The sequence below is a fragment of the Stutzerimonas chloritidismutans AW-1 genome, assembly GCF_000495915.1.
In the GTDB taxonomy this organism is placed as follows: domain Bacteria; phylum Pseudomonadota; class Gammaproteobacteria; order Pseudomonadales; family Pseudomonadaceae; genus Stutzerimonas; species Stutzerimonas chloritidismutans.
On record NZ_AOFQ01000055.1, the window covers coordinates 69,437 to 77,890 of the forward strand.

12 protein-coding genes are annotated in these 8,454 nt (G+C 62.5%); 6 read left to right on the forward strand and 6 right to left on the reverse strand.

Features of this window, described 5'->3' with window-relative positions; all coding sequences use genetic code 11:
- Nucleotides 1-37: 37 nt before the first annotated feature.
- Nucleotides 38-199, reverse strand: a complete 162-nt coding sequence (locus tag F753_RS49765) for a hypothetical protein (RefSeq protein ID WP_023446281.1) — start codon at nucleotides 197-199, stop codon at nucleotides 38-40.
- 14 nt (nucleotides 200-213) lie between these two features.
- Complete coding sequence (locus F753_RS42485; RefSeq protein ID WP_014821066.1) at nucleotides 214-459, reverse strand: hypothetical protein; 246 nt, start codon at nucleotides 457-459, stop codon at nucleotides 214-216.
- A gap of 127 nt (nucleotides 460-586) precedes the next feature.
- Between F753_RS42485 and F753_RS42490 the strand changes: the two genes are divergently transcribed.
- From F753_RS42490 to F753_RS42510, 5 genes are all read left to right on the forward strand, one after another.
- The gene (locus tag F753_RS42490; protein WP_014821067.1) at nucleotides 587-916 is read left to right on the forward strand and encodes a thioredoxin family protein; all 330 of its coding nucleotides are present in this window, start codon (nucleotides 587-589) and stop codon (nucleotides 914-916) included.
- 128 nt (nucleotides 917-1,044) lie between these two features.
- A complete protein-coding gene (locus F753_RS42495) occupies nucleotides 1,045-1,416 on the forward strand; it encodes an ArsC family reductase (protein ID WP_031298110.1) in 372 nt (123 codons plus the stop codon).
- A gap of 42 nt (nucleotides 1,417-1,458) precedes the next feature.
- The gene (gene dapD / locus F753_RS42500; protein ID WP_023446283.1) at nucleotides 1,459-2,493 is read left to right on the forward strand and encodes a 2,3,4,5-tetrahydropyridine-2,6-dicarboxylate N-succinyltransferase; all 1,035 of its coding nucleotides are present in this window, start codon (nucleotides 1,459-1,461) and stop codon (nucleotides 2,491-2,493) included.
- A gap of 74 nt (nucleotides 2,494-2,567) precedes the next feature.
- Nucleotides 2,568-3,773, forward strand: a complete 1,206-nt coding sequence (locus tag F753_RS42505) for an aminotransferase class V-fold PLP-dependent enzyme (protein WP_023446284.1) — start codon at nucleotides 2,568-2,570, stop codon at nucleotides 3,771-3,773.
- Complete coding sequence (locus F753_RS42510) at nucleotides 3,770-4,177, forward strand: SufE family protein (RefSeq protein WP_023446285.1); 408 nt, start codon at nucleotides 3,770-3,772, stop codon at nucleotides 4,175-4,177. The genes F753_RS42505 and F753_RS42510 overlap by 4 nt, the downstream gene beginning before the upstream one ends.
- A gap of 74 nt (nucleotides 4,178-4,251) precedes the next feature.
- On the opposite strand, the gene F753_RS42515 is transcribed toward F753_RS42510, so the two are convergent.
- The 3 genes from F753_RS42515 to F753_RS42525 all read right to left on the reverse strand — a co-directional run bounded on the left by F753_RS42515 (nucleotide 4,252) and on the right by F753_RS42525 (nucleotide 7,192).
- Nucleotides 4,252-5,373, reverse strand: a complete 1,122-nt coding sequence (locus F753_RS42515) for a beta-ketoacyl-ACP synthase III (protein ID WP_014821072.1) — start codon at nucleotides 5,371-5,373, stop codon at nucleotides 4,252-4,254.
- Nucleotides 5,374-5,624: 251 nt separating this feature from the next.
- On the reverse strand, nucleotides 5,625-6,545 hold the full coding sequence (locus F753_RS42520; RefSeq protein WP_031298111.1) for a c-type cytochrome: 921 nt from the start codon (nucleotides 6,543-6,545) through the stop codon (nucleotides 5,625-5,627).
- Nucleotides 6,542-7,192: a c-type cytochrome gene (locus tag F753_RS42525; RefSeq protein ID WP_023446287.1), complete on the reverse strand. Its 651-nt coding sequence runs from the start codon at nucleotides 7,190-7,192 to the stop codon at nucleotides 6,542-6,544. Before F753_RS42525 ends, F753_RS42520 begins: the two co-directional genes overlap by 4 nt.
- A gap of 257 nt (nucleotides 7,193-7,449) precedes the next feature.
- On the opposite strand from F753_RS42525, the gene F753_RS42535 reads away from it, so the two are divergent.
- Nucleotides 7,450-7,983, forward strand: a complete 534-nt coding sequence (locus F753_RS42535) for a hypothetical protein (RefSeq protein WP_014821075.1) — start codon at nucleotides 7,450-7,452, stop codon at nucleotides 7,981-7,983.
- A gap of 21 nt (nucleotides 7,984-8,004) precedes the next feature.
- Here F753_RS42535 and F753_RS42540 read toward each other — a convergent pair whose 3' ends face one another.
- Entirely contained in the window at nucleotides 8,005-8,232 is a 228-nt protein-coding gene (locus F753_RS42540; protein ID WP_003280237.1) for a DUF3820 family protein, read from the reverse strand.
- Between the last annotated feature and the right edge of the window lie 222 nt (nucleotides 8,233-8,454).

Here is an 8,454-nt window from a genome sequence, read left to right on the forward strand (position 1 = left end):
GCGCACCGGGCGGCTTGGCCGCCCGGCTTGATGACGTTCAGGCAACGCCCGGCGGGATCGCATCCTTGCCATAGTCGCGCAGTTTTTCCAGATTCTCCGGCTTCATGTGCTCGGGTATGTCTGCGCCCTGATGCTCGTCGCGGGATGTGGGATTGGCCTTATCAAGCGCCTCCTCGGTACGCTCGTCGTGATCGCTCATGTGCTGCCTCCTGTTCAGATGGCGTGTTCTTCCCATATCAGCTCGCCTTCGTCGCTGACCTCTATAACTTTAGTCAAAGCTGCCTCGGCAATCGCGTCGGCCTCGGACGCCAGATCGTAGCGACGGCCATCTGCGATCTTGAATACGTGTACATGCTCGTCGCTGTCGCGCCGTTTGATGGCGATAACCGCTTCGAACGCATCCTCGGCAGGCACCGCCGAAGAAATCGCTTCGAAATTCTCGAAATGCTTGCGTGCCATTACTCGTCACCTCACCGTTGCGATTGTCATCAATGGACAACACCATCGGTGTAAAAGGTCGAGAGCCCTCGCCGAACGACGGCCCGGCGGCAAGTTCGAACGTTGGAAGGCACACGGAGAACCTGCCATGAACATGACTGAACACTACGTACAAAACGAGCCCAGCCGTACAGAGGTCGACGCCATGCAGGGGGCGCTGCTGCTGGAGTTCGGCACTGCCTGGTGCGGCCACTGCCGAGCAGCTCAGCCACTACTGGCAAAGGCCCTGGCTGAGCGCAGCGGCATTTGTCATCTGAAGATCGAGGACGGCCCGGGCCGCCCGCTGGGACGCTCGTTTCGGGTCAAGCTCTGGCCGACCCTGATCCTGCTGAAGAATGGCCAGGAGCTCGCGCGCGTCGTGCGCCCGCTGAACGAGCAGGCGATCGAGCAGGCGCTAGGCGAGACGGGGAAGGGATGAGAGAGACAGTTCGCGAGCCACCTGCAGCGCAGCGCTCTTCGAGGCGAGAAGGCATGCTCGCCTCCATAGCTCGGCGAGGCGTGGCATAATTCGCCGTCCAGTTTTGCAGGAGTCTTGGAGAGTCGTTTATGTCCGAATCAGATCAGCGGTTGTGCCTATACGGAATCAAAGCCTGCGACACGATGAAAAAGGCCCGTACCTGGCTCGACGAACACGGACTGGACTACGACTTCCACGACTACAAGAGCGTCGGCATAGACCGCACCCACCTGGAAGCCTGGTGCAATGAGCACGGCTGGCAGACCGTTCTCAACCGTGCAGGCACCACCTTCCGCAAGCTGGACGACGCTGCAAAGGCCGATCTTGACCAGGCCCGGGCCATCGAGCTGATGTTGGCCCAACCGTCGATGATCAAACGCCCTGTACTCGACTTGGGCGGTAAGACCCTGATTGGCTTCAAGCCCGATCGTTACGCTGCCGAAGTGGCAGCGCCGAACTGATAGCCGCCCAACAGACGGCGCGGCCGACAAAAAGGAAATTCTATGTCCGCAACCCTATTTAGCCTCGCCTTTGGCGTTGGCACCCAGAACCGTCAAGGCGACTGGCTGGAAGTCTTCTACGCACAACCGCTGCTGCAACCTGCCGGCGAGCTGGTAGCTGCCGTCGCCCCACTGCTCGGCTATGCCGGCGGCAATCAGGCAATCAGCATCACCACTACCCAGGCTGCACAGCTGGCCGATGCCCTGAAGCCGCTCGACGCTACCCAGTACGCGCTGCTGACCCGCCTGGCCGAAAGCCAGCGCCCGCTGGTCGCCACTCTGCTCGCCGAAGACGCGCCGCTTACCTCGACCCCCGAGGCCTACCTCAAGCTGCACCTGCTTTCGCACCGGCTGGCCAAGCCGCATGGTCTGAACCTGACCGGCATCTTCCCGCTGCTGCCCAACGTCGCCTGGACCAACCAGGGCGCGGTGGACCTGAGCGAACTGGCCGAGCGCCAGTTGGAAGCACGCCTGAAGGGCGATCTGCTGGAAGTCTTCTCGGTGGACAAGTTCCCGAAGATGACCGATTACGTGGTCCCTGCCGGCGTGCGTATCGCCGACAGCGCGCGCATTCGCCTCGGTGCCTATGTGGGCGAAGGCACCACCGTGATGCACGAGGGCTTCATCAACTTCAACGCCGGTACCGCCGGCCCGGGCATGATCGAAGGCCGCGTTTCCGCTGGCGTGTTCGTCGGCAAGGGTTCTGACCTCGGCGGCGGCTGCTCGACCATGGGCACCCTGTCCGGTGGCGGCAACATCGTCATCTCCGTCGGCGAAGGCTGCCTGATCGGCGCGAATGCCGGCATCGGCATCCCGCTGGGCGACCGCAACACCGTGGAGTCGGGCCTGTACATCACCGCCGGCACCAAGGTCAGCCTGCTCGACGACGGCGATAAACTGGTCAAAGTGGTCAAAGCGCGCGAGCTGGCCGGTCAGAGCGACCTGCTGTTCCGTCGCAACTCGCAGACCGGCGCGGTCGAGTGCAAGACCCACAAGTCGGCCATCGAGCTGAACGAGGCGCTGCACGCGCATAACTGAGCAGGAGCAGCGGCAAGCTGCGAGCCATGAGCGCCTGCCTTGCCGCATCCCCTGCAGCTGGAGGTTTGCCGCTTATGGCCCTGTTTTCTCCCTGGCGCGCCGACTTCCCTGCTCTGGCGATACTCGAAGCGCAAGGCCAGACCTATCTCGACAGCGCCGCCACGGCACAGAAGCCGCAGGCACTGATCGATGCTCTCAGCGGCTACTACACCTGCGGCGCCGCCAATGTGCACCGCGCCCAGCACCAGCCCGCCGAACGCGCCACTCGCGCTTATGAAGACTCCCGCATCAAGGTGGCGAAATGGCTGAACGCGGCTTCGCCCACTGAAATCGTATTCACCCGCGGCGCGACGGAAGCGCTGAATCTGCTCGCCTACGGACTGGAACATCTGATCGGAGCCGGTGACGAGATCGTCATCAGCGCCCTCGAACATCACGCCAACCTGCTGCCCTGGCAACAGCTGGCCAAACGGCGCAACGCCAGACTGCAGGTGCTACCGATCGATACCGCCGGGCGCATCGACCTGGCCGCAGCTGCCGCGCTGGTCGGGCCGCGTACCCGACTGCTGGCGGTGAGTCAGCTGTCCAACGTGCTGGGTGGCTGGCAACCGCTGGACGACCTGCTGCACCTGGCCAAGACCCAAGGTGCGCTGACCATCGTCGACGGTGCGCAGGGCGTGGTGCACGGCCGTCACGACATGACCACGCTGGGTTGCGATTTCTACGTGCTCTCCAGCCATAAGCTCTACGGGCCGGATGGCGTCGGCGTACTGTACGGCCGCGGCGAATCGCTGCTGCAGCTGCGTCACTGGCAGTTCGGCGGCGAGATGGTGCGCATCGCCGATTATCAACACGCCGAGTTCTATGCCGCGCCCCTGGGCTTCGAGGCCGGCACGCCGCCGATCTCCGGCGTCATCGGTCTCGGCGCCACGCTGGACTATCTGGCTGGACTCGACGTTGCTGCGGTCGAGCGTCACGAGCGGGCATTGCACGACCAGCTGCTCGCCGGGCTTGCCGCACGCAACGGCGTTCGCCTGCTCGGCTCGCCGCAGGTTGCGCTGGCCAGCTTCGTTGTCGAAGGCGTGCATCATTCCGACCTGGGGCATCTGCTCACCGAACAGGGCATCGCGGTGCGCAGCGGCAATCACTGCGCCATGCCGCTGATGAAACACCTTGGTCTGGATGGCGCGACACGCGTCTCGCTCGGGCTGTACAACGACAGTGCCGACCTCGAGCGCTTCTTTAGCGCCCTCGATCAGGCCCTGGAGTTACTGCGATGAGCGACTTGCCGCAAGCCGCTGGCGAAGCGCTGGAGGCATTCAGCCAGGCGCCCGGCTGGGAGCAGCGCGCACGTTTGCTGATGCAATGGGGTGAGCGGCTGGCACCGTTGGATGAAGATGAACGCAGCGAAACGAATCAGGTATCGGGCTGCGAAAGCCGCGTGTGGCTGGTCGGCGAACGACAGGACGGCTGCTGGCATTTTCGTGCCGGCAGTGACGCCCGACTCATCCGCGGCCTGCTGGCGGTGCTGCTGGCAAGAGTCAATGGCCTGGACGCGGATAAGCTGGCACAGGTGGATATGGCCGACTGGTTCGCCAGCCTGGGGCTGTCACGACAGCTGTCACCATCGCGCAGCAACGGCATGAATGCCGTTCTGCAACGAATGCGTGAACTGACCGGCTGATCAGGCCCGCTGCCCGCGGTCGTCATGGTGGGCTGAAGCGCACCCTACGAGCAACCTACGGCCAGCACTGACGATCAGCGCTTGCGCAGGATCACGCTGCCGATCGAGTAGCCCGCACCGAATGAGCTGAGCACACCGAGGCTGCCGCTGGGCAGGTCGTCCTGGTGCTTGTGGAAGGCGATCACCGAGCCGGCCGAACTGGTATTGGCGTAGGTATCGAGGATCACCGGCGCCTCTTCCTCGGTGGCGTCGCGGCCCAGCAGGCGGCGCACGATCAGGTGGTTCATGTTCAGGTTGGCCTGGTGCAGCCAGAAACGCTTCACCGATTCAACAGCGATGTCGTTCTCCGCCAGGTGCTCACCGATCAGCTCCGCCACCATCGGGCAGACTTCCTTGAACACCTTGCGACCTTCCTGGATGAACAGCTTGTCCGGATCGTTCATGTGCTCTTCGGCAGCACGGTTGAGAAAGCCGAAGTTGTTGCGGATGTTGTTGGAAAACTCGGTCACCAGCTTGGTACTGATGACGTCCCACTGCTGCGCCGAGGTCGCCAGATCTTCGCGCTCGATGATTACCGCGGTGCAGGCGTCGCCGAAGATGAAATGGCTGTCGCGATCGCGGAAGTTCATATGCCCGGTACAGATCTCGGGGTTGACCATCAGGATCGCGCGCGCCTGGCCCAGCTTGATGCTGTTGACCGCGTTCTGGATGCCGAACGTGGCCGACGAGCACGCCACATTCATGTCGAAGCCGAAACCCTTGATCCCCAGTGCCGCCTGCACTTCGATGGCGACTGCCGGATAGGCGCGCTGCAGGTTGGAGCAGGCGACGATCACGCCGTCAATATCCGCAGCGGTCTTCCCGGCGCGAGCCAGCGCTTCTTCGGCTGCCTTGACCGACATCTCGCAGAGAATCGACCACTCGTCATTGCTGCGCTCGGGAATGCGCGGAACCATGCGCTCGGGATCGAGAATGCCGGCCTTGTCGGTAACGTAGCGGCTCTTGATGCCGGAGGCCTTTTCGATGAAGGCGGAGCTGGACTCGGGCAGCGGCTGGATCTCGCCGGCCTCGATGGCAGCGGCATTCTCGCTGTTGAAGCGATGAACGTAGGTGTTGAAGGACTCCACCAGTTCATCGTTGGAAATGCTGTTGGCAGGGGTATAAAGGCCGGTACCGCTGATGACGACGTTATACACGGTCGTTCCTCTCGAATGGCTTGATCGTTTCTGACGTTGGGACGGCAGCAACAGGACTCGGCCAGTCACGATCATTCCAGCGCCTCTTATGGCGGCTATTGTGCATGAAAATCTGAAAGAATCCGTAACATTGCGCTTATAACGGGTAGGTAATTAAGTCTTTTGTCACATCCGAATGTGACCGATCAGTCCGAAAATGAAGAGAGCGCCGAATGGCGCTCTCTTCTGTCCTCAATGATGTACTTAAGTCTCTATTTGATGCCCTGTCCAAGTACGACGCCATCCACCTCCTGTCCATAGAGATTCACTCCGTCGTTGGCGTGGTAGCGAAGCCGCGTCTTTTCCACCGAGCCGTCGACCAGACGCGGGTCCTGCGGCCGCTCATGGCTGTTCATGTATGCGGCCACGTGCCAGGCATCCTCGTCGCTGAGCGAACCACCCTTGCCCAGCGGCATGCTCTCCTTGATGAAGGCCGCGGCGGTGTTGATCCGGTGCATCCCGGCACCCCAGTTGAACGAGTCCTTGCCCCATAACGGTGGGAACACATACGCGCCACCCGCCTGCTGGCCCTGGCCGTTGTCGCTGTGACAGACCGCGCACTGCTCGGCATAGATCTGCTTGCCCTTGGCAATATCGAAACCACCTTTGGGCTGTGGGACTTCAGGATAGGCCCGCCCCGGCAGCTCCTGGCCTGTCGGAGCACCAGTGGAAAGCCAGTAGGAATAGGCCGTCAGGGCATTGATCACATGGCTATCGGCTGCCGGCGGCTTGCCGTTCATGCTGAACTGGAAACAGCCCTGTATCCGCTCGGCGTAGCTGTTGACCTTGTCATTCTTCTTCCGGTAAGCCGGATACATCGGATACGCGCCCCACAGCGGCGCTGAGTTGGCCTTGCGCCCCTGATCGAGGTGGCAATTGGTGCAATTCATGCCGTTGCCGACGTATTCGGCGGCGTACTTCTGCGTGTCGACGAAGATCGCCCGGCCGTGCTGCACCAGCTCGCCATAGGCGTTGGCCGGCAGATCCTTTTCCTGCGGTGGCTGGAAGAAGTTCTCACCTGCGCCCTTGGCGGCTTTCTGTGTCAGCTGGGACTGGTCGTCCATCTTGATCTCGGCCGCCAGCGACGCACCGCTGACCGCCATGGCCAGCATCGTTAACCAGTAGGTTCTCATTGGCTGCCCCCCTTGTGCTCCAGGCCGGCAAAGTACTCGGCGACGGCCTGCACTTCGTCGTCGGTCATCGCGCGGGCGATATGGCCCATCAGATCGTTCGGATCGTTCTTGCGCGTACCCTGACGCCAGGCATTGAGCTGCGCGCTGAGGTATTGCGTCGACTGCCCGGCCAGCGGCGGGAAGCTCTCACCGACCCCAATGCCAGCGGGACCATGACAGGCTACGCACTCGGGAATGTTGCGTTCCCAGGCACCACGAAGGGCAAGGCGCGGCCCCACACCTTCCGCCTTTTCCGCCCGACCGATGCTGGCGAAAACCGGCGCAGGCCTGGCTTCGAGCATGGCCGCCACGGCATCCATCTCTTCGTCGCTCAAGGCCGCAGCAATCGGCTGCATGACCGGATTGCTTCTGGCACCGGAGCGGAAGTCCTCGAGCTGCTTGCGCGTATATCCGGCGGATATCCCGGCGAGGCGCGGAAAGCCGGCCGCCGCCATCCCCATCGCATCGGCACCGTGGCACGTGCCACACGCCATCGCCGCAGGGTTGGCGCCGCCCTGCGCGTAGATCTTTTGCCCATCGGCAGCCTGTGCCTGCATCGTCAGTAACAACGCAGCCACACCGGCCAGGGGCCAGTGAGTGAGTTTCATGAAAGGGCCTCATCAGCGGTTGTAGTTATGCTTGCCGCCACCGGCGTGGTCTTCGCCGACGCGCGGGGTCTATCGATGGTGTGCGGCAGCTTGTCGCAGAAGCGACGCTACCACATCGCCACGGCGGCCCTCCAGAAACAGAATAAGCTTAGAACTGCTTTGCATATACCAGACACAGCGGCCCACTGTGCAACCAGCGGTGCACACGAGACAACGACCTTGGTTATCCTTGCGTGCTCACTCGCGCAGGAACCCCCATGAAAGACCAACTTGCCGCACTGATCAGCCTTATCAGCTCCGGCTGCATGACCGACGACGAAATTGGCCGCGTCGCGGCAGAAGCCGCGGAGGCGTACGCCGATCCGCAGGCATTTCTACAGGCCAACCCGGACATCAATTACGACGACAGCTTTCCCATTCCTCTCGGCGAATGGGTGGTGGTCGGCAGCCTGCCGGAGACGGTCTTGTTCCAGGCTGATGATTATCAGGAGCTGTTCACGCAGATCGTCGCGTCCTTCGGCGACAGCGTGACCTTCGTCCTCAAGCCCAAGCAGCTCGCCAAGACCGAGCCGCTGACAGCGCTGAACCGCATTCAGGTGCAGCTGAGCAGCCTGTATCCGGAGAAAGGTGGCTACGTGCTGGTGGACTTCAGCGAGCCGCTGGACGATGAGCTGCAGGCGGTGCTGGTCTACACCTGCGATGTGCCACGACTGATGGAGCTGGCGGTGGAAGTAGGCATCTATGCCGCGCCGGCCCTGGAGGTGTTGCGCGAGCAAACCGAGCAACCGTGACGGTAGGCACTTCGCCGGCGATCAGCCGCGCGAGGCGTTGCGGCGGCGCAAGGGTTCCAACAGCGCTGAAAGCCCGTTGTGGTCGATCTCGTGCATCAGCTCCAGCAGCTGGCCGAGGCTGCCAGGCGGGAAGCCGACGCGGGCGAACCAGTTGAGGTAATTACCCGGCAGGTCGGCTATCAACCGGCCCTTGTACTTACCGTAGGGCATCGTCTGGGTCACCAGGCGTTCGAGATCTTCAGGCTTCATCGCTTCGGGCATCGGAGTGTCGGCCGTCGAATACTGCCACAACCGCACCGGCTTCTGACACGCGAGCCTGATCCGATGGCGTTCCCATATTCCTTCGGGCTGGCCATCGCTTGGGACTGGGCGCACATACAGAGCGCCTATCCGCAGGATAGAAAGCCTTGGTTGGCGCATCGCCAGCCCGATAACCACAATGGCTCTCGACACGGCAGGGGGGGGGGGGGC